The 21,262-nt window shown below is 61.8% G+C and carries 18 protein-coding genes; 10 read left to right on the top strand and 8 right to left on the bottom strand.

From position 1 onward, the window contains the following. Positions 1 to 13 precede the first annotated feature (13 nt). The 6 genes from JFV30_RS28575 to aspA form a co-directional block, all read right to left on the bottom strand. Positions 14 to 1,105 (bottom strand): polyamine ABC transporter substrate-binding protein, encoded by a 1,092-nt coding sequence (locus JFV30_RS28575; RefSeq protein WP_201125732.1) that lies wholly within the window; start codon positions 1,103 to 1,105, stop codon positions 14 to 16. Beyond that, positions 1,102 to 2,136, bottom strand: coding sequence for a histone deacetylase family protein (locus tag JFV30_RS28570; protein ID WP_201125731.1), 1,035 nt, complete (start codon positions 2,134 to 2,136; stop codon positions 1,102 to 1,104). The genes JFV30_RS28575 and JFV30_RS28570 overlap by 4 nt, the downstream gene beginning before the upstream one ends. Positions 2,137 to 2,269: 133 nt before the next feature. Next, positions 2,270 to 3,262: an AraC family transcriptional regulator gene (locus JFV30_RS28565; protein WP_201125730.1), complete on the bottom strand. Its 993-nt coding sequence runs from the start codon at positions 3,260 to 3,262 to the stop codon at positions 2,270 to 2,272. Between the two features lie 50 nt (positions 3,263 to 3,312). Further along, positions 3,313 to 4,299, bottom strand: coding sequence for an asparaginase (locus tag JFV30_RS28560; protein ID WP_201125729.1), 987 nt, complete (start codon positions 4,297 to 4,299; stop codon positions 3,313 to 3,315). Between the two features lie 86 nt (positions 4,300 to 4,385). Next, positions 4,386 to 5,837: an alanine/glycine:cation symporter family protein gene (locus JFV30_RS28555; RefSeq protein ID WP_201125728.1), complete on the bottom strand. Its 1,452-nt coding sequence runs from the start codon at positions 5,835 to 5,837 to the stop codon at positions 4,386 to 4,388. Between the two features lie 392 nt (positions 5,838 to 6,229). Continuing rightward, positions 6,230 to 7,654, bottom strand: a complete 1,425-nt coding sequence (aspA, locus tag JFV30_RS28550; RefSeq protein WP_201125727.1) for an aspartate ammonia-lyase — start codon at positions 7,652 to 7,654, stop codon at positions 6,230 to 6,232. A gap of 181 nt (positions 7,655 to 7,835) precedes the next feature. On the opposite strand from aspA, the gene JFV30_RS28545 reads away from it, so the two are divergent. The 5 genes from JFV30_RS28545 to JFV30_RS28525 all read left to right on the top strand — a co-directional run bounded on the left by JFV30_RS28545 (position 7,836) and on the right by JFV30_RS28525 (position 11,629). Next, positions 7,836 to 8,759 (top strand): LysR substrate-binding domain-containing protein, encoded by a 924-nt coding sequence (locus JFV30_RS28545; protein ID WP_010168340.1) that lies wholly within the window; start codon positions 7,836 to 7,838, stop codon positions 8,757 to 8,759. 316 nt (positions 8,760 to 9,075) lie between these two features. Beyond that, complete coding sequence (gene purE, locus JFV30_RS28540; protein WP_201125726.1) at positions 9,076 to 9,567, top strand: 5-(carboxyamino)imidazole ribonucleotide mutase; 492 nt, start codon at positions 9,076 to 9,078, stop codon at positions 9,565 to 9,567. Positions 9,568 to 9,578: 11 nt separating this feature from the next. Further along, positions 9,579 to 10,664 carry a 5-(carboxyamino)imidazole ribonucleotide synthase gene (locus JFV30_RS28535; RefSeq protein ID WP_201125725.1) on the top strand — a complete coding sequence of 362 codons (1,086 nt, stop codon included), beginning with the start codon at positions 9,579 to 9,581 and terminating at the stop codon, positions 10,662 to 10,664. Between the two features lie 104 nt (positions 10,665 to 10,768). Then, positions 10,769 to 11,014, top strand: coding sequence for a GlsB/YeaQ/YmgE family stress response membrane protein (locus tag JFV30_RS28530; protein ID WP_010168336.1), 246 nt, complete (start codon positions 10,769 to 10,771; stop codon positions 11,012 to 11,014). 78 nt (positions 11,015 to 11,092) lie between these two features. Further along, complete coding sequence (locus JFV30_RS28525) at positions 11,093 to 11,629, top strand: DUF3299 domain-containing protein (protein ID WP_010168335.1); 537 nt, start codon at positions 11,093 to 11,095, stop codon at positions 11,627 to 11,629. Between the two features lie 120 nt (positions 11,630 to 11,749). On the opposite strand, the gene JFV30_RS28520 is transcribed toward JFV30_RS28525, so the two are convergent. Continuing rightward, positions 11,750 to 12,649 carry a D-hexose-6-phosphate mutarotase gene (locus JFV30_RS28520; RefSeq protein WP_201125724.1) on the bottom strand — a complete coding sequence of 300 codons (900 nt, stop codon included), beginning with the start codon at positions 12,647 to 12,649 and terminating at the stop codon, positions 11,750 to 11,752. 58 nt (positions 12,650 to 12,707) lie between these two features. After that, positions 12,708 to 13,112: an acyl-CoA thioesterase gene (locus JFV30_RS28515; protein ID WP_003176975.1), complete on the bottom strand. Its 405-nt coding sequence runs from the start codon at positions 13,110 to 13,112 to the stop codon at positions 12,708 to 12,710. A gap of 457 nt (positions 13,113 to 13,569) precedes the next feature. On the opposite strand from JFV30_RS28515, the gene JFV30_RS28510 reads away from it, so the two are divergent. From JFV30_RS28510 to pstB, 5 genes are all read left to right on the top strand, one after another. Then, positions 13,570 to 14,859, top strand: coding sequence for an MFS transporter (locus JFV30_RS28510; protein WP_010168327.1), 1,290 nt, complete (start codon positions 13,570 to 13,572; stop codon positions 14,857 to 14,859). Positions 14,860 to 15,109: 250 nt separating this feature from the next. After that, positions 15,110 to 16,099, top strand: a complete 990-nt coding sequence (locus tag JFV30_RS28505; protein WP_003213401.1) for a phosphate ABC transporter substrate-binding protein PstS — start codon at positions 15,110 to 15,112, stop codon at positions 16,097 to 16,099. Positions 16,100 to 16,529: 430 nt separating this feature from the next. After that, positions 16,530 to 18,563 carry an ABC transporter permease subunit gene (locus JFV30_RS28500; protein ID WP_177324989.1) on the top strand — a complete coding sequence of 678 codons (2,034 nt, stop codon included), beginning with the start codon at positions 16,530 to 16,532 and terminating at the stop codon, positions 18,561 to 18,563. Positions 18,564 to 18,578: 15 nt separating this feature from the next. Next, positions 18,579 to 20,249, top strand: a complete 1,671-nt coding sequence (gene pstA, locus JFV30_RS28495) for a phosphate ABC transporter permease PstA (protein ID WP_201125723.1) — start codon at positions 18,579 to 18,581, stop codon at positions 20,247 to 20,249. A 175-nt stretch (positions 20,250 to 20,424) separates the two neighbouring features. Beyond that, positions 20,425 to 21,258, top strand: coding sequence for a phosphate ABC transporter ATP-binding protein PstB (gene pstB / locus JFV30_RS28490; protein ID WP_010168321.1), 834 nt, complete (start codon positions 20,425 to 20,427; stop codon positions 21,256 to 21,258). Positions 21,259 to 21,262: the final 4 nt, after the last annotated feature.

Below are 21,262 nucleotides of genomic sequence, written 5' to 3'. Positions count from 1 at the left end.
CGCCACAGGTGCGTCAGGTCCCGGACTTGATCTTGGTCCAGGCCCGGGTGCGGGCGCGTTCGGCATCACGGCCCAGGGGTTTCAAGGTGTAGAGCGTGGCCATGGCCGCTTCGGTGGGGTACAGGTTGGGGTTGTTGCGGATCGCCGGGTCCACCAGGTTGGTGGCGTCCTTGTTGGGGTTGGGGTAGCCGACAAAGTCGCTGATCGGTGCAATCACCCCGGGTTGCAGCAAGTAGTTGATGAAGGTGTAGGCGTCCTCCGGGTCTTTGGCGCCTTTGGGAATTGCGAGCATGTCGAACCAGATCGGGGCGCCTTCCTTGGGCAGGCGCATGTCCACGGTCACGCCGTTCTTCGCTTCTTTGGCGCGGTTGGCGGCCTGGGAGAAGCTGCCGGAATAACCGACCGCTACACAGATGTCGCCGTTGGCGATGTCCGCCATGTATTTGGAGGAGTGGAAGTAGGTGATGTACGGACGGATCTTCATCAGCAAGGCTTCGGCTTTCACGTAGTCCTTGGGGTCGCTGCTGTTGGGGTCCAGCCCGAGGTGTTGCAGGGCCAGCGGCAGAATTTCCGACGGTGAGTCCAGCAGGGCCACGCCGCACTGTTTGAGCTTGCTGATGTTCTCTTCGTTGAAGATCAGGTCCCAGCTGTCCACCGGTGCATTGGCGCCCAGCGCAGCCTTGACCTTGTCCGGGTTGAAGCCGATGAGGATGGTGCCGTACATGTAGGGCACGGCGAATTTGTTGCCGGGATCGTTGGCCTCGATCAGCTTCATCAGCTTGGGATCGAGGTGGTTCCAGTTGGGCAGCTTGCTGCGGTCCAGGGGCTGGAACACCGAGGCTTCGATCTGCTTGGCCAGGAACACGTTGGACGGCACCACCACGTCGTAGCCGGAGTTACCGGTGAGCAGCTTGGCTTCCAGGGCTTCGTTGGTGTCGAAAATGTCGTAGACCAGTTTGATCCTGGGGTTCTGGGCCTTGAAGTCTTCCAGGGCCTTGGGGGTGATGTAGTCGAACCAGTTGTAGACCCGCAAGGTGGTTTCTTCGGCGTGTGCCACGCCGCTGAACACTGCGGCGCACAGGACCAGATGCTTGAGCATGTTCATGATGCTGCCCCCTCAAAACCTTCCAGAACGTTGACGGCGTTGATGCCGATTTCTTCGACGGCGTAACCGCCTTCCATCACAAACAGGGTCGGCTTGCCCAGTTGGGCGATGCGGGCGCCCATGGCGAGGTAGTCCGGGCTGTCGAGCTTGAACTGCGAGATGGGGTCGTCCTTGAACGTGTCGACGCCCAAAGACACCACCACGACGTCGGCGCCATAGCGCTGGATTTGATCGCAGGCCTGCTCCAGCGCCGCGCTCCAGGTAGCCCAGCCCGAACCGGCTGGCAGCGGATAGTTGAAGTTGAACCCTTCACCCGGGCCTTCCCCCAGCTCATCGGCATAACCGAGGAAGAACGGGAACTCCGCTTCCGGGTGGCCGTGAATCGAGGTGAACAGCACATCGCTGCGCTCATAGAAAATCGATTGGGTGCCGTTGCCGTGGTGGTAATCCACGTCAAGGATCGCGACCTTCTTGTGGCCCTGGTCGAGAAACGCCTGGGCGGCGATGGCGGCGTTATTGAGGTAGCAATAGCCGCCCATCAAGTCGCTGGCGGCGTGATGGCCAGGCGGTCGACACAGGGCGAACGCACTGCGGGCGCCTTGCTGGATGGCCTGTTGGGCGGTCAGTGCAACCTGCGCTGCGCTGTAGGCCGCTTGCCAGGTGCCGGCGGTAATGGGCGCGCCGCCGTCGAAGCTGTAATAGCCGAGTTGGCCGTGCAGGCTGGTGGGGATCACCTTGCGCAAGGTGCGGGCGGGCCAGGTGTAGGGCAGCAAGTCGCCGTCCTGGTTGAATGCTGTCCAGCGTTGCCAGGCGCCCTTGAAGAAGTCCAGGTAGGCCGCGCTGTGAATGCGTTGCAGTGGCACCAGGCCAAAATCCACCGGCGCGTGCACCGGGCCCAGTTCGCGGTCCTGGACCCGTTGCAGCACATGGTCGGCGCGGGAGGGCATTTCAAAGCAGGGCATCAGTTGCCCGTCCATCAGTTCGCAGCGGCCGTGGTGCAGGTGGTGATCGTCCGAGTAGATCGTCAGCATATTGTTGTTCTCCGCAGGCTGTATCGGTGCAGGCAGTCTTGCGGCGGGCGGGGTTTATGAGAACGGCAGGAGCGGCCAAAAGGGGATAAATACGGCCAATGTGTGTGACCGCAATTCGCCCCTCAATGGGGCGTCATGCGCGAAATTGGCTCGGCGCCACGCCGCTCCAGCGCACAAACGCGTGGCGGAAACTTGCGGTTTCACTAAACCCCAGTGCTTCGGCAATCCGGTAGATCGGCAGCTCGTCCTCGCCCAGCAGCTGCTTGGCCCGCTCGAAGCGTAGCTCGTCGAGCAGTTCCTGGTAGCTGCAACCCTGGTCGTGCAGGTGCCGGCGCAAGGTGCGTGCCGAGCAGTTCATCTGTTGGGCCAACCCCTCAAGGCCCGGCGCCGACTGCAATTGGCTGGCGAGCACGTGGCGAATCCGGCCCAGCCACGCCTGGCGCCCGGTGAACTCCAGGTTCTGCTTGCGGCAACGCTCGGCCATGGCCTGGTGGGTGACGGCGTCGGCCAGGGGTAATGGCTGGTCCAGCCAGTGCTTGTCGAACGCAAAGGCATTGGCGGTGGCTTGAAACTGCAACGGGCAGTCGAAGCGCTCGCGGTAACGCGCCTGATAGTCCGGCGCGTCGTATTCAAAGCGCGCACCGCGCAATGGCAGCGGATGGCCGAGCAGGTCGTCGCAGATGACTTTCAATGAGACCAGGCAGAACTCGACATTGAAGGTTTCCAGCGCCGGGTTCTCCCGATAATCACTGGCGCTGAACCAGATGCGCTCGCCGTCCTCCACCAGGCTCAGCTCGAAAAGTGTTCCCAACAGCGCCGGATAACGCAGGGCCAAACGTAAAGCGTCACCGAAGGTGGCACTGGTGAGCAGGGCGTAGCCGAGCATGCCGTAGGACGAAACGTGCATGCGCCGGCCCAGTTCCAGGCCGATATCCCGCTGCAGCGCCACGGCATTGGCACACACGCGCATCTCCTGGTTGGTGGTGATGCGCGTGTCGGCACGGCTCAAGTCCGCCGGGCAGATGCCGCTGCCTTCGAGCAACGCGTCGCCGGGCAGGCCCTGGTCCTTGAAGGTGCCAAGCACCAGGGAGACGGCGTTGAGGGTGGTGAGGTGGGAGTGCAGCATGGGTGCTTCCAGCCAGGGGATGGCTGGAAGCGGAGCAAGTTATATGCCGGTCAGCTCAGCTCGCCACACAGGTCGAGCTCCACCAGGCGCCGGATTTCGGCATTCCCCAGTCCGGCGCCAATCAGCGCATTGAGCTTGCCGAACACCGCTTCGCGGGTCATGCCGCCGCCAGACAGTACGCCCACGCCGCGCAAGCGGCTGCCGGCTTCGTACACATCCAGCTCTACGCCGCCTTCATGGCACTGGGTGATGGCGACGACGACCACGCCCTGGTCCTGCGCGCGCTGGAGGCTGGCAAGGAACTCGGGGTTGTCGCTGGGGCCAGTGCCACTGCCGAAGCATTCCAGCACCAGCGCTTGAATACCGCTGTCGACCAGGGCATCCAGTTGCTGCGCGGCGATGCCAGGCACCAGCGGCAGCACGCCGACGTTGGCCAGGGTCTTGTCGTGACGGTAATCCAGCGCGGCGGGAAGATGATCCGCCTTGGCCACGCCGCCATTGCGCTGCAACGCGGCAAACGGATGGCGACCAAAACTGCGAATCTTCGCGCACCGGGTCGGCGCCATCAGCGTGCCGTGGAAGTACAGCTGCACGCCCGGCGCCAGGCCTTCGCCCAAGGCCACCAGCGCGCCGCTGACGTTTTCCCAGGCATCGCTGTCGGGTACGCCGGCGGGCAGCATCGAGCCGGTAAACAGCACCGGCGCCGGCAAGCCCAGCAACTGGAAGCTCATGGCCGCCGCGCTGTAGGCCAGGGTGTCGGTGCCGTGCAGGATCAGCACGGCGTCGCAGCCGGCATCCACCGCTTCGATCACCGCCACACGCAAGCGCTGCCAGTAGGCGGGCGTCATGTTGGCGCTGTCGATCAGCGGCGACATTTCCCGGAAGCGCCAGGCAGGGACGTTTATATGGGGTTGGCTGGCGAGGAACTCGCTCATGCGCGCTTCAAAACCCGAAGCGGGTGCCAGGCCGTTGGCGCTGGCCTGCATGCCGATGGTGCCACCGGTGTAGAGCACCATGATGTTAGTAGCTGGGGACATCGAAGAATCTCCTGAACGAAAAACGCCGCCGGGCCCAGAGCATGCCCAAGGCCGGGCGGCGTGTCATCTATCTAGGCGTGCGACGCTTAGCGCTGCGCTTGAGCGTTCAGCTCTGCTGTTGCTTGAGCGGCTGGCTCAGGCTTCACCGGATTCGCCGGCCAGGCCTTGCGGTCCAGGTCCAGGTCCGGGAACTTGCTGGAATCAAACACCGGGGTCTTGATGCCCGCCGCGCGCTGGCCGTCGTAGTCGTTCAGGATGCGCATGGCGATCTTGAACAGGAACGCCAAGGCGAACAGGTTGACGAACGCGAGCATGGTCATGGTGATGTCGGCGAAGGCGAACACGGTGCCGAGGTTCTCGATGGAACCCCAGAAAATCAGCACCAGCACCAGCGCGCGGTAGCCCATCAACACCTTGCGGTTGTCGCCCACAATGAAGCGCAGGTTGCTCTCGCCGAGGTAGTAGTTGTACATGATCGAGGTGAACACGAACAACGCCAGGGCCACCGAGATGAACATCCGGCCCCAGTCACCGACCACCGCCGCCAGGGAGTTCTGGGTCAGGGCAATGCCGTCGCCTTCGAAGCCCGGGGTGTAGAAACCGGATAGCAGGATCAGCAACGCGGTGCAGGTGCAGATCACGAAGGTGTCGAGGAATACGCTGAACGCTTGCACCACGCCTTGGGCGATCGGGTGTTCAACCGAGGCCACTGCGGCCACGTTAGGCGCACTGCCCAGGCCGGCTTCGTTGGCGAACACGCCGCGTTTCACGCCCATGATGATCGCGCTGCCCACCAGGCCACCGAAGGCTTGGTCGAGGCCGAAAGCGCTCTTGACGATGGTCGCGAGCATGGCCGGCACGTGGTCGAATTGCAGCACGATCACGTACAGGGTCACGGCGATGTAGACCAGGGTCTTGACCGGTACCAGCAGGTCGGCGATCGAGGCGATACGCTTGATCCCGCCGATGAACACCAGGCCCAGCAGCACGGCCAGGGCCAGGCCGGTGTAGGTGGTGTCCAGGCCAAACGCATTGTTCAGCGAGTGAGTCACGGCGTGGGCTTGCAGACCGTTGAAGGCGAAACCGAAGGTCACCAGCAGCAGGAACGCCATCACCATGCCCAGCCAGCGTTTTTGCAGGCCGTGCTGAATGTAGTAAGCCGGGCCGCCACGGTAGGTGCCTTCAGCGTCGGTGCGCTTGTAGAGCTGGCCGAGGGAGCACTCGATAAAGCTCGAAGACATGCCCACCAGTGCGGTAACCCACATCCAGAACACGGCGCCCGGGCCACCCAGGGTCACGGCAATGCCGACGCCTGCGATGTTGCCGGCACCCACGCGCCCGGCGAGGCTGAGCATCAGCGCCTGGAACGAGCTGAGTTGGCCGGTGCTGCTTTTCAGGCTGTCGCGAAACACCGAAAACATGTGGAAAAAGTGACGCAACTGAACGAAACGCGAGCGGATCGTGAAGTAACCACCGAGCCCGACAATGAGCACGATCAATACTTTCCCTGAGAGGAAGTCGTTGATGACTTCTAGCATGGAGTGTTCCTCGCTGATTTTTCTAATGGCAAACGCAGGACGGTCCGACGCATCGTTTAGCACCAGGCAGTGCACGACGCTTCGACCCCAATCCTTTTGCGGGTGTTGTTATTCATGCGGTTTCGCGCTTCCCAGGGTCTCGTTACCGACGACCGCTGACGCGAAGAGGGGCGGCACTATACCTAGGAGTGTGTGATCCGTCTGCACGAGGCGATTAAAGGTTTCAGCCAAGGCGTTACGGGCAAGGCGGGTTTGCTGGGCGATCTTGGAGTTTTTATTGGCGTCATTTCACAACCTTGAGGCAAAAAAAAGGGCCTGAAGAACGAGCCTTCAGGCCCTCAAAAGGTGAGAGGTGTCTAGTCCCTCAACCTGGTGAGCGGTGCAACAAACGCTTAGGCCTTCAGCGGGACCAAACGTGGGGCAATCATGTTTTCGGGGCGCAGGATGTCGTCGAGCATGGCGTCGTCGAGCAAGCCTTCTTCGCGCACCAGTTCCAGCACGCCGCGGCCGCTTTCAAGGGCGATACGGGCGATACGGGTGGCGTTTTCATAGCCGATGTACGGGTTCAGCGCGGTGACCAGGCCGATGGAGTGTTCCACCAGCTCGCGGCAGCGGGCTTCGTTGGCAGTGATGCCGACGATGCAGTGCTCGCGCAGCATGTCCATGGCGCGTTGCAGCAGGCGGATCGAGTCGAAGATCTTGTAGGCGATCAGCGGCTCCATCACGTTCAGTTGCAGCTGGCCGCCTTCGGCCGCGATGGTCAGCGCCAAATCGTTACCGATGATTTGGAACGCCACCTGGTTCACGGCTTCCGGGATTACCGGGTTGACCTTGCCGGGCATGATCGAGCTGCCTGGCTGGCGGGCCGGCAGATTGATCTCGTTGATGCCGGTGCGTGGGCCGCTGGACAGCAGGCGCAGGTCGTTGCAGATCTTCGACAGCTTCACCGCCGTACGCTTGAGCATGCCGGAGAACAGTACGAAGGCGCCCATGTCGGAGGTGGCTTCGATCAGGTCGGCAGCCGGTACCAGCGGCTGGCCGCTGATGGTGGCCAGGCGTTGAACGGCCAGGGCCTGGTAACGCGGGTCGGCGTTGATGCCGGTACCGATGGCAGTACCGCCCAGGTTCACTTCGGTCAACAGCTCGGGTGCCAGGGTTTTCAGGCGGGCCAGGTCTTCACCGAGGGTGGTGGCAAAGGCGCGGAATTCCTGGCCGAGGGTCATCGGCACGGCGTCTTGCAGCTGGGTACGGCCCATTTTCAGGACGTGGCTGAATTCTTCACCCTTGGCCGCAAACGACTGGATCAGGCTGTCGAGGCTGGCCAGCAGTGCGTCGTGGCCCAGCAGCAGACCCAGGCGGATCGCGGTCGGGTAGGCGTCGTTGGTCGACTGCGCCATGTTCACGTCGTTGTTGGGGTGCAGGTATTGGTATTCGCCCTTGTTGTGGCCCATGGCCTCCAACGCGATGTTGGCGATGACTTCGTTGGCATTCATGTTGGTTGAAGTGCCAGCGCCGCCTTGAATCATGTCCACCACGAACTCTTCGTGGAAATCGCCGCGGATCAGGCGGGCACAGGCTTCGCTGATGGCAGCGTGCTTGGCTTCGCTGAGCTGGCCCAACTCGCGGTTGGCGTCAGCGGCCGCTTGCTTGACCATTGCCAGGCCGACCACCAATTTCGGGTAATGCGAAATCGGAACGCCCGAGAGGCGGAAGTTATTCACCGCTCGCAGGGTCTGGATGCCGTAATACGCGTGAGCGGGTACTTCGAGTACGCCAAGCAGGTCTTTTTCTGTGCGGAAAGATGCAGCGGAGGACATGACGGAAATCATCTCGATATGGACCCGGGCTAGGCCGGAATGCTGTGAATGCTAGGCTTGCGGGAGGTTTTGGGCCAATGCTGTTAAACACTGGCCTATGCATAAACGGCATAATGTCGGTGTGACCCCGTTACCATGACGGACGTGTGTGCCAAAATGGTGCGTGCCCCGGGAGGATGTGATGAACCTTGAAAGCAAATGGCTGGAAGACTTTAGCGCCCTGGCGGCCACTCGCAGCTTCTCCCAGGCGGCTGAGCGGCGCTTTGTCACCCAGCCGGCGTTCAGTCGGCGCATCCGCAGCCTGGAGGCGGCGCTGGGGCTGACCCTGGTCAATCGCTCGCGCACGCCGGTCGAGCTGACGGCGGCGGGGCAGTTGTTCCTGGTCACCGCGCGTACCGTGGTCGAGCAGCTCGGCGAGGTACTGCGCCACCTCCATCACCTGGAAGGCGGGCAGGGCGAAGTCATGCAGGTGGCGGCGGCGCACTCCCTGGCGCTGGGCTTCTTCCCGCGCTGGATCGCTCAGTTGCGTAATGAAGGATTGAACATCGCCACCCGGTTGGTCGCCACCAACGTCGGCGACGCTGTGCATGCGTTGCGCGAAGGCGGCTGCGACTTGATGCTGGCGTTCTACGACCCGGACGCTGCGATGCAGATGGACCCGGAGATCTTCCCGTCGCTGCACCTGGGCAACACCGAGATGCTGCCGGTGTGCGCCGCCGATGCCGACGGCAAGCCGCTGTTCGACCTCGAAGGCGAAGGCAGTGTGCCGCTGTTGGCCTACAGTGCCGGCGCCTTTCTCGGGCGTTCGGTAAACCTGTTGCTGCGTCAACGGGCGCTGCGTTTCACCACCATTTATGAAACCGCCATGGCCGACAGCCTGAAAAGCATGGCCCTCGAAGGCCTGGGCATTGCCTGGGTGCCGCAGTTGAGCGTGCGGGCGGAGTTGGCGCGGGGCGAACTGGTGGTGTGCGGCGGCCCACAATGGCATGTGCCGCTGGAGATTCGTTTGTACCGCTGCGCCCTGGTGCGCAAGGCGAATGTGCGGTTGCTGTGGCGCAAGCTGGAAGGGGGGGCGGCGCAGAATCCGGCGGCTGAACGCGGTTAAATGTGGGAGCTGGCTTGCCTGCGATTGAGGTGGGTCAGCGCCTGAAATGTTGGCTGATACACCGCTATCGCAGGCAAGCCAGCTCCTACAGGGTTTTGCGGTGTTTTCGCTGACCTGAAAGTCAATAAAACCGCCGCTTTGCCCCGCTAGACAGATGGTCATTCCAGGGGCTGTTTATCTGCATTATTACGGTATACTGCGCGGCCTTCGGCCGGTCCAACCGGCCTTAATTCGTACACCAAGCCACGCCGGATTTCCCGCGTGGCTTGTTGTTTTTTGACGCGCCTGCGGGCGCCCAGAGAGAAGAGGCACGACGATGAGTGCATTGGTTGGCGTGATCATGGGCTCCAAGTCCGATTGGTCCACCCTTAGCCACACCGCCGATATGCTGGAAAAACTCGGCATTCCCTACGAAGTGAAGGTGGTTTCCGCCCACCGCACTCCGGATTTGCTGTTCCAGTATGCCGATGAAGCAGAATCCCGTGGCATCGAGGTGATCATCGCCGGTGCCGGCGGTGCAGCTCACCTGCCAGGCATGTGTGCAGCCAAGACTCACCTGCCCGTGCTGGGCGTACCGGTGCAGTCGTCGATGCTCTCGGGCGTGGATTCGCTGTTGTCCATCGTGCAGATGCCTGCCGGTATTCCGGTGGCCACCCTGGCGATCGGCAAGGCCGGCGCGATCAACGCAGCATTGCTGTCCGCCAGCATCCTCGGTGCCAAGCACCCGCAGTACCATGCGGCACTGAAAAAATTCCGGGCTGAGCAGACAGACAGCGTCCTGGACAATCCAGACCCACGCATTGCCTGAGGTTGTTGACGATGAAAATCGGTGTAATCGGTGGCGGCCAACTGGGCCGCATGCTGGCCCTGGCGGGTACGCCGCTGGGGATGAACTTCGCTTTCCTGGACCCGGCGCCAGACGCCTGCGCGGCGGCGCTGGGTGAACACCTGCGGGCTGACTACAGCGACCCGGACCACCTGCGCCAACTGGCCGATGAAGTCGACCTGGTGACCTTCGAGTTCGAAAGCGTCCCGGCTGAAACCGTGGCCTTCCTGTCGCAGTTCGTGCCGGTGTACCCGAGCGCCGAAGCCTTGCGCATCGCTCGCGACCGCTGGTTCGAGAAGAGCATGTTCAAGGACCTGGGCATCCCGACGCCGGCCTTCGCCGACATCCAGTCCCAGGCCGACCTGGACGCTGCAGTCGCCTCCATCGGCCTGCCGGCCGTGCTGAAAACCCGCACCCTGGGTTACGACGGCAAGGGCCAGAAAGTGCTGCGCAGCGCTGCCGATGTGGTCGGTACCTTCGCCGAGCTGGGCAGCGTCGCCTGCCTGCTGGAAGGCTTCGTGCCGTTCACCGGTGAAGTCTCGCTGATCGCCGTGCGTGCCCGCGATGGCGAAACCCGCTTCTACCCGCTGGTGCACAACACCCACGACAGCGGCATCCTCAAGCTGTCCGTGGCCAGCACCGATCACCCGCTGCAAGCCCTGGCCGAAGATTATTCGAGCCGTGTGCTCAAGCAGCTGGATTACGTCGGCGTGATGGCGTTCGAGTTCTTTGAAGTCGACGGTGGCCTGAAAGCCAACGAAATCGCCCCGCGCGTGCACAACTCCGGGCACTGGACCACCGAAGGCGCCGAGTGCAGCCAGTTCGAAAACCACCTGCGGGCGGTGGCGGGCTTGCCGTTGGGCTCCACGGCCAAGGTCGGTGAGAGCGCGATGCTCAACTTCATCGGCGTGGTACCGCCGGTTGAGCGTGTGATCGCGATCGATGACTGCCACCTGCATCACTACGGCAAGGCCTTCAAGGCCGGGCGCAAGGTCGGCCACGCCAACCTGCGTTGCAAGGACCGCGCGACGCTGCAAGCGCAGATCCTCAAGGTCGAAGCGCTGATCGCCGAGCAATAAGCCAAGGCGGGGCGGGAACCATTGGTACCCGCCACCCTCTGATTGCAGGAAGCCAAAGTCTGACTAGGCTTTGACTGAGTTCACTTCATTCAGAGGGAAATGCCATGGGTATCATTGGAACCATCTTTATCGGCTTGATCGTTGGCCTGCTGGCGCGTTTCCTGAAGCCAGGCGACGACAGCATGGGCTGGATCATGACCATCCTGCTGGGTATCGCCGGTTCGCTGGTTGCAACCTATGGTGGCCAGGCACTGGGTATCTACCAGGCAGGCCAGGGCGCAGGCTTTATCGGTGCACTGATCGGTGCGATCGTGTTGCTGGTGATCTACGGTCTGCTGAGAAAGAAGTAATTTAGCGACCAAGCCCTCTGCGCTGCGCAGGCGCAGAGGGCTAGAATGCCGGCACTGTAATCCTTGCCGAGCCTCTCCATGCGCCGTCTTCTGTTGACTCTCCTCTTGCTGGGCTCTGGCCTGGCGCACGCTGGCGAACTGCCGGAAACCGACTGGCTGGAACTGATGCCCAAGTCGGACCAGAAAGCCCTCGAAGAAATGCCCGAAATCGACCACAACTCCCCGGAAGCCCAAGGCACCTTCACGGCCAAGGGCGGCCTGAAGCAGAGCAAGGGTTTGCCGGCGGTGATGTATTCGACCAAGACCGTGGCCGCCATGAACGGCAAGAACATCCGTATCGGCGGCTACCCCGTGCCACTCGAAACCGACGCCAAGGGCCGCAGCACGCTGTTCTTCCTGGTGCCTTACCCGGGCGCGTGCATCCACGTGCCGCCACCGCCGCCCAACCAGTTGGTGCTGGTGCGTTATCCCAAGGGGTTGAAGCTGGATGATATCTACACGCCGCTGTGGGTGACGGGCACGCTGAAGGTGGAGAAGGTCAACAACGACCTGGCCGATGCGGCCTATGCGCTGGATGCGGGGAAAGTGCGGGTGGTCAAAGAGTCGGACTTGTAAGCCGCGACGCCATTCAAAATGTGGGAGCTGGCTTGCCTGCGATGAGGGCCTGACAGTCGACATCTCTGTCGCCTGATACTCCGCTATCGCAGGCAAGCCAGCTCCCACATTTGATTGGGTTTACAGGGCAATACCGCTGATGCTCACGCCCAAGGTGTGGCTTTCGCCCGGCGCCAGTGTCACCACATCGTCCAGCACATTCGCGGTCTCGATGCAGAGCATGCCCTGCCAGCCGTCGTCGGCCATGTCGCTGAAGGCCTTGGCACGTTCGGTCCACGGGTTCCAGATCACCGTCGAGCGCGAGCCTGTGCTGGTGAGCTGAACACGGCGTTGCCAGTCTTTATCGACAATGTTCAGCTGCGCCGGCGTGTCGAGGTAGATGCGGTCGGTCTCGGCGGTGAAGTGCAACAGCCCGGATTGTTGCTTGTGGGTCCAGCCGTCGGCGGTATCGATATAGGCCAGGCCGTCCAAACCTTCGACCTGCACCTTGCGCACATCGCTGACCGCAAAGTAGCTGTGCAGTGCCTGGCTGAGGCTGACGGTCTCGGTGCCGTGGTTGTGGCTGGTCAGGCGGATGTGCAACTGATCATCCAGCAGGAGGCTCATCTTCAGGTCGACCTGATGGGGCCAGCCTGGGAAGCCACCTTCGGGCACCGGCAGTTCCAGCTCCACGCGCAGTGCCGTGCCTTCAGCTTCAACGCCCACCAACGCCCAGTCGGCGGTCCGCACGAAACCATGCGCGCCCGCCGGCTCGTCACCCTGATACATGGCCTTGACGCTTTGCGGGTTGCGGTCGAATACACCAAACCACGGCCAGCACACCGGCACACCGGTGCGAATGCCTTTGCCTTTCTTGAACACCACGTCGTCGTTGGGCCAGATCAGCGGCTTCTCGCCGGTGCGCTGGTAACTGACGATATGTGCGCCTTGCTGGGCCACCACCAATTCGGCGCCGTTATGGCGGATGCGCCATGCGTTCAGCTCATCCAGTTTTACGGTTTCAACGTTGGGTGTAGACATAGGCACGCGCTCTCAATGGCAGACAATGGGGCAATGGACCGTCAAAACGTCGCGATGTTTAACGCGCCCGCGACGGAACCGACCGGGTGCGACCGCTGCCGTCGATGGCAACGAACACAAACACCGCCTCGGTGACCTTGCGCCATTCGCTGGACAGCGGGTCGTCGCTCCACACTTCGACCATCATCTGGATCGAGCTGCGGCCGATTTCCAGGGCCTGGGTATAGAAGGACAACTGTGCGCCGACTGCCACTGGCACCAGGAATGCCATGCGGTCAATCGCTACGGTCGCCACGCGGCCTCCGGCAACCTTGCTCGCCATGGCCGTGCCGGCCAGGTCCATCTGCGCGACCAGCCAGCCGCCGAAGATGTCGCCGAAACCGTTGGTTTCACGCGGGAGTGCGGTGATTTGCAGGGCGAGATCGCCTTGCGGGATAGGATCTTCTTGTTCGAGTTCGATCATGCCGGTGCCTCTGACCCGTGACGCTTCATGGGTATTTCAAGTGGATAGCCGTCTTCTGGAAAAACGTTTCAGCACCAACATACACCGCTCGATGCGTTTCTCGTAAGGCGTACTAAAGGGAAACTCTGCCAAATCGGCTGGCGGGCAGCCAACGGCGTTTTGGCACAGCAGCCCCTCAAGGATGCGGGTCTGGCGCTTGCAATGGCCGAGTATATCGAGCCGTCGGCGCCACGACGACCTCCTGCGGCTCATTTGGTCGGTAAATAGACGCTGTATCGCGGCTTTTTCCGGCAACTGTGCTCCTGCTCATGTTAATTGCACGTCTGCGACGGGAATATTTCGCTCATCTGAACTGTTAACTGCTCAACGCTGTGCTTTTTCAAGCGATTTGCTATCTTGCCAAGCCTGCCGCAAGTCCCGGGCTTGCCGTCCTGACTACTATAAGAGAAGCCTTGCCATGTCCTCCGTGCCCGCAAGCAGCGCGCAACCTTCGCGCCCGCTGACCCGCAACGACTACAAAACCCTGTCGCTGTCTGCCTTGGGCGGGGCGCTGGAGTTCTACGACTTCATCATTTTCGTGTTTTTCGCCACGGTGGTCGGAAAGCTGTTCTTCCCCGCCGACATGCCCGAATGGCTGCGCTTGATGCAGACCTTCGGCATCTTCGCCGCAGGCTACCTGGCGCGGCCGCTGGGCGGGATCATCATGGCGCACTTCGGCGACCTGCTGGGGCGCAAGAAAATGTTCACCCTGAGCATCTTCATGATGGCCGTGCCGACCCTGATCATGGGCCTGCTGCCCACCTACGCACAGATCGGCCTGTGGGCGCCGATCCTGCTGTTGCTGATGCGCGTGATTCAGGGCGCAGCGATTGGCGGTGAAGTGCCGGGCGCCTGGGTGTTCGTGTCCGAGCACGTGCCGCCGCGTCATATCGGTTATGCCTGCGGTACCCTGACCAGCGGCCTGACGGCGGGCATCCTTTTGGGTTCGCTGGTGGCGACCGCCATCAACACCCTCTATAGCCCGGAGCAGGTGTCGGATTACGCCTGGCGGATTCCTTTCCTGTTGGGCGGTGTGTTTGGCCTGCTGTCGGTGTACCTGCGTCGCTGGCTGCATGAAACCCCGATTTTCGCCGAGATGCAGCAGCGCAAGACCCTGGCGGCTGAACTGCCCTTGCGCGCGGTGTTGCGTGATCACCGTGGGGCCATCGTGCTGTCGATGCTGCTGACCTGGTTGCTCTCGGCCGGCATCGTCGTCGTGATCCTGATGACCCCGACCGTGTTGCAGACCGTCTACCACTTCAGCCCGACTGTTTCGCTGCAAGCCAACAGCCTGGCCATCGTTACCCTGAGCATTGGTTGCATCATTTCCGGCGCCCTGGCTGACCGCTTCGGTGCGGGCCGTGTGCTGATCGCCGGTTGCGCATTGCTGCTGGCAACTTCCTGGACGCTGTACCACAGCCTCGCCAATCATCCTGACTGGCTGTTCCCGCTGTATACCCTGACCGGCCTGTTTGTGGGCACGGTCGGCGTGGTGCCCTACGTGATGGTGAAAGCCTTCCCGCCAGTGGTGCGCTTCAGCGGTCTGTCGTTCTCCTACAACGTGGCGTACGCGGTGTTCGGCGGCCTGACGCCGCTGGTGGTGTCGCTGCTGATGAAGGAAAGCCCGATGGGCCCGGCGTACTACGTGGCAGTGATCTGCACCATGGGCATGCTGGTGGGTGCTTATCTGTGGAAGCGCGGGCGGTAAGCCGCTAGTTGAAGATCGTTCCTACGCACCAGCGTAGGAACGATCATGGATTACAGAGTATTTCTGGTACGTCGCTCCTATCGCTTCAACCTCCTCGCAAGCCCCCGAATTTATTGAACTGCCCCTTCCTGTCAGGTTTTTCATGAATGATGGCCTTTCATCTAATTGTCATATTACGGACATAGAGTGTTCACACGGCCTACCGATACTTGGCCCCGATCCAATTATCCCTATCTGCTAGGAGCAAGGCATGAAACTGAAACGTTTGATGGCGGCAATGACTTTTGTCGCTGCTGGCGTTGCGACCGCTAACGCGGTAGCCGCTGGTGTTGACCCGGCCATTCCGGCTTATGTGAAGACCACTGGTGTGTCGGGCAACCTGTCCAGCGTTGGTTCCGATACCCTGGCAAACCTGATGACCCTGTGGGCTGAGGGTTACAAAAAGGAATACCCGAACGTCAACATCCAGATTCAGGCCGCCGGCTCCGCCACTGCACCTCCTGCGCTGACTGAAGGCACCTCCAACCTGGGCCCGATGAGCCGCAAGATGAAGGACACCGAACTGGCTGCCTTCGAGCAGAAGTACGGCTACAAGCCAACCGCTATCCCGGTTGCCGTGGATGCCCTGGCCGTGTTCGTGCACAAGGACAACCCGATCCAGCACCTGACCATGGAACAAGTCGACGCGATCTTCTCCTCGACGCGTCTGTGCGGCGCCAAAGCTGACGTCAAGACCTGGGGCGACCTGGGCGTGACCGGCGACCTGGCCAACAAGCCAGTGCAACTGTTCGGTCGTAACTCGGTGTCCGGCACCTACGGCTACTTCAAGGAAGAAGCCCTGTGCAAAGGCGACTACAAACCTAACGTGAACGAACAACCAGGTTCGGCGTCGGTTGTGCAGTCCATCAGCTCCTCGCTGAACGGCATCGGTTACTCGGGCATCGGTTACAAAACCGCCAGCGTGAAAACCGTGGCCCTGGCCAAGAAAGGCAGCACTGACTTCATCGAAGACAGCGAAGAAAACGCCCTGAACGGTAAATACCCGCTGTCGCGCTTCCTCTACGTTTACGTCAACAAAGCCCCGAACAAGCCTCTGGCCCCGCTGGAAGCCGAGTTCGTGAAGCTGGTTCTGTCCAAACAGGGCCAGGAAGTGGTAGTGAAAGACGGCTACATCCCGCTGCCAGCCAAAGTTGCCGCCAAGGCACTGGCTGACCTGGGCCTGAAAGAAGGTGGCAAATAAGCCGCCGGTAAACTTGTCTTGAGCCGGGGTTTAGCCGCGGTTCAAGACCTGGGCGGGGTCTGCAGGACCTGGACCTCGCCTCCCATTTTTCAGTCTGCTGCCAGCTACGCTGCGCGGCGGATTTCTTGCGTCACTGCATTGTCATCTTTCTGTCATACAGGATCGCTAGGGTGTGCGCATGAATGATCTGGCCAATTCCACCATGACGACGACTTCTCCCCCCAAGCGCATTGATTTCAATACGCCTGAGCTGCAACGCAAGCGCCGAATCCGCGCGCTCAAGGATCGCCTGACCCGCTGGTACGTGCTGATTGGCGGCCTCGCCGTGCTGGGCGCGATCACCTTGATCTTCTTCTTTCTTGCCTACGTGGTCGCGCCGCTGTTCCACGGCGCCAACCTGACCAAGGAAGAGGCCCTGACGCCGGCCTGGCTGCAGGACGCCGGCAAGCCGCTGATGATTTCCATGGAAGAACAGAACCAGGTCGCGATGCGGGTTTCCGACAAGGGCCAGGCACTGTTCTTCAGTGTTGATACAGGGGCCGAACTCAAGCGCGTTGACCTGCCATTGCCGGCCGGTGTGACAGTTGCTTCCATTGGTGAGGACCAGCCGGGCAGCCCGCTGGTGATCCTCGGCCTGTCCAACGGCCAGTCCCTGGTGTTCCGCCATACCTATAAAGTGTCGTACCCGGACGGCAAGAAGACCATCTCGCCCGCCATTGAATACCCTTACGGCGAAACGCCGATCGTCCTCGACGAACAAGGTCGTTCCCTTGAGCACGTAGCCTTGAATGCTACCGACTCGACGCTGGTGGTGGCCGGTTCCAGCGGCGCCCATCTGAACGTGCTGTCTATCAGCCGTGAAGAAAACATGATGACCGAGGAAGTCACTACCGAGCAGAAGCGCATCGAACTGCCGCAAATGACCGAGCCGGTGAAAGCCATTTTCGTCGATCCGCGCCAGCAGTGGCTGTACGTGATCAACGGCCGCGCCCAGGCCGACGTGTTCAGCCTGCGGGACAACAGCCTCAACGGTCGATACAAATTATTGGAAGACGGCGTTGCGCAAGTCACCGCCAGCACCCAACTGGTGGGCGGCATCTCGCTGATCATCGGTAACTCCAGCGGCGGCCTGGCGCAGTGGTTCATGGCCCGTGACCCGGACGGCGAACAGCGTCTGAAGCAGATTCGTACTTTCCAGATGGGCACCGCGCCTATCGTTGAAATCACCGCTGAAGAACGTCGCAAAGGCTTCACCGCCCTCGACGCCTCCGGCAAGTTCGGCGTGTTCCACAGCACCGCCCACCGCACGCTGCTGGTGGACCCGGTGGTCGAGGGCACCGGGATCTTCGGCATGTCGCCACGGGCCAACCGGGTGATCGTCGAAGCCGGCGGCAAGCTGCAACCGCTGCTGCTGGACAACCCGCACCCGGAAGTGTCCTGGAGCGCGTTGTGGAGCAAGGTCTGGTACGAAAACTACGACGAGCCTAAATACGTCTGGCAATCGACCGCCGCCAACACCGACTTCGAACCCAAGATGAGCCTGGCCCCGCTGACCTTCGGCACCCTGAAGGCCGCGTTCTACGCCATGCTGCTGGCGGCGCCACTGGCGGTTGCCGCTGCGATCTACACCGCTTACTTCATGGCCCCGAGCCTGCGCCGCAAGGTCAAGCCGGTGATCGAGTTGATGGAAGCGATGCCGACAGTGATCCTCGGCTTCTTCGCCGGCCTGTTCCTGGCGCCGTATGTGGAAGGGCATCTGCCGGGGATTTTCAGCCTGCTGATGCTGCTGCCGATCGGCATCCTGGTGGCCGGCTTCATCTTCAGCCGCCTGCCGGAGTCGATCCGTCTGCGGGTCCCGGATGGCTGGGAAAGCGCGATCCTGATCCCGGTGATCCTGTTTGTGGGCTGGCTCTCGCTGTACATGAGCCCGTACCTGGAAACCTGGTTCTTCGGCGGCGACATGCGCATGTGGATCTCCCACGACCTGGGCATCACCTACGACCAGCGCAACGCCCTGGTCGTCGGCCTGGCCATGGGTTTTGCGGTGATCCCGAACATCTACTCCATCGCCGAAGACGCCGTGTTCAGCGTGCCACGCGGCCTGACCCTGGGCTCGTTGGCCCTGGGCGCCACGCCATGGCAGACCATGACCCGCGTGGTGATCCTGACCGCCAGCCCGGGCATCTTCTCGGCGCTGATGATCGGCATGGGCCGTGCGGTAGGTGAAACCATGATCGTGCTGATGGCCACCGGTAACACGCCGGTGATGGAGATGAACCTGTTTGAAGGCCTGCGCACCCTGGCGGCGAACGTCGCGGTGGAAATGCCCGAGTCGGAAGTCGGCGGCAGCCACTACCGCGTGCTGTTCCTCTCGGCGCTGGTGCTGCTGCTGTTCACCTTCATCATGAACACCCTCGCCGAGCTGATCCGTCAGCGTCTGCGCAAGAAATACTCGTCGCTTTAAGAAAGGTAGAAGTCTGTGAAACAGAACTCCCTGAATGGATGGTTCAAGAGCGGCGCCCCGGGCGTCTGGATCAGCGGTGGCGCGGTGTCCATCGCGGTCATCATGACCATTGGTTTGCTGGCCGTGATTGCCGTGCGTGGCCTGGGCCACTTCTGGCCGGCCGACCTGATCCAGGCCAACTACAACGTGCCGGGCCAGGAAAACCACATTGTCATCGGCGAAGTGGTGCAGAAAGAAGAAGTGCCCCGCGAGCGCCTGAAAAGCGCCGGCTTGCCGGTGCCGGACCAGGGCCCGGAGTTCATGACCCGCGAGCTGATCAAGGTCGGCAACCGTGACTTGAACGGCAACGACTTCACCTGGATCGTCGGCGAGTGGCTGACCAACCAGACCAAGCCTGTCGAGCTGATGACCATCGAGCGTCGTGAGTGGGGCAACTTCTACGGCACCCTGGTCAACGTCAAACAGGACGGCAAGGTCATCGCTGAAGGCGAGGCCGCCTGGCCGGAACTGCAAGCCCGTGTCGACCGCGTCAACAAGCTCGCGGCCCAGCTCAAGACCCTTGAGAAGTCCGACATCGGCGCGATCAACGCCGGCCTCGAACGCATCCGCCTGCACGGTCGCAAGCTGGAGCTGGAAGGCAAGCTGGACGCTACCGCCCAAGCCGACATGGACAGCGGCCGCGCCGAGCTGAACAACCGCTACAAAGACATCGAAGCCCGCCTGGCGGACCTGCACACCCAGTTCAACCGCGACAGCCTCACCGCCCGCGATGGCAACGGCAAAGAAATCGAAATCGGCATCGGCAAGGTGGTGCACGCTTACCAGCCGAACGCCATGGGCTACCTGACCAAGGTCGGCTTCTACTTCAGCAAGGTCTGGGAATTCCTCAGCGACGACCCACGGGAAGCCAACACCGAAGGCGGGATCTTCCCGGCGATCTTCGGCACCGTGATGATGACCCTGATCATGGCGATGATTGTGACCCCGTTCGGCGTGCTGGCGGCGGTGTACCTGCGTGAATACGCCAAGCAGAACACCCTGACCCGCATCATCCGCATCGCGGTGAACAACCTGGCCGGTGTGCCTGCCATTGTTTACGGCGTGTTCGGCCTCGGCTTCTTCGTTTACGTACTGGGCGGCTCGCTCGACCGGCTGTTCTTCGCCGAAGCCTTGCCGGCACCGACCTTCGGTACGCCTGGCCTGCTGTGGGCGTCCCTGACCCTGGCGCTGCTGGCAGTGCCGGTGGTGATCGTGGCCACCGAAGAAGGCCTGGCGCGCATCCCTCGCACCGTACGTGAAGGCTCTTTGGCACTGGGCGCAACCAAGGCGGAAACGCTGTGGAAGATCGTGCTGCCAATGGCCAGCCCGGCGATGATGACCGGCATGATCCTCGCCGTGGCCCGGGCCGCCGGTGAAGTGGCGCCACTGATGCTGGTGGGTGTGGTGAAACTGGCGCCGTCGCTGCCGGTGGACGGCAACTACCCGTACCTGCACCTGGACCAGAAGATCATGCACCTGGGCTTCCACATTTATGACGTCGGCTTCCAGAGCCCCAACGTCGAGGCCGCGCGGCCGCTGGTGTACGCCACCGCGCTGTTGCTGGTGCTGGTGATCGCCACGCTCAACCTGTCGGCGGTGTGGATTCGTAACCACCTGCGCGAAAAATACAAAGCGTTGGACAGTTAAGCGGGCACCTGTGGGAGCTGGCTTGCCTGCGATGCCGGCGACTCGGTTGAACAGGTACACCGCGGTGATGCCATCGCAGGCAAGCCAGCTCCCACAGGGTTAGCGTTAGACACAGATTTTGAGTAAGCCGCCCCGGCGGTTCAACGAAACGAATTGGTAGCACAGGGAGCATCCCATGCAACAAGACACTCATTCCCACGGCATCAACATGTCAGCCCTGGGTCGCGACAAGCAGAGCCTGAGCCTGGCCCAGGAAACCGTGGCCATCGAAGTGCCGGGCCTGAGCCTGTACTACGGCGACAAGCAGGCGCTGTACGACGTCAGCATGAACATCCCCAAGCAACGCGTGACCGCCTTCATCGGCCCGTCCGGCTGCGGCAAGTCGACCTTGCTGCGCACCTTCAACCGGATGAACGACCTGGTGGACGGCTGCCGCGTCGAGGGCGCCATCAACCTGTACGGCACCAACATCTACCGCAAGGGCGAAGACGTGGCCGAGCTGCGTCGCCGGGTGGGCATGGTGTTCCAGAAGCCGAACCCGTTTCCCAAGACCATCTATGAAAACGTGGTCTACGGCCTGCGCATCCAGGGCATCAACAAGAAGCGCATCCTCGACGAAGCCGTTGAGTGGGCACTGAAAGGCGCGGCGCTGTGGGACGAGGTCAAGGACCGCCTGCACGAGTCGGCCCTCGGCTTGTCCGGCGGCCAGCAGCAACGTCTGGTGATCGCCCGCACTATCGCCGTGGAGCCTGAAGTACTGCTGCTCGATGAACCGTGCTCGGCACTCGACCCGATCTCCACGTTGAAAGTCGAAGAGCTGATCTACGAACTGAAATCCAAGTTCACCATCGTGATCGTGACCCACAACATGCAGCAGGCGGCGCGGGTTTCCGACTACACCGCGTTCATGTACATGGGCAAGCTGGTGGAATTTGGCGACACCGATACCCTGTTCACCAACCCGGCGAAGAAGCAGACCGAAGACTACATCACCGGTCGCTACGGCTAGCAGC

It is taken from the genome of Pseudomonas sp. TH32 (genome assembly GCF_016650855.1).
Lineage (GTDB): Bacteria > Pseudomonadota > Gammaproteobacteria > Pseudomonadales > Pseudomonadaceae > Aquipseudomonas.
This window is presented reverse-complemented; position numbering and strand designations above follow the sequence as displayed.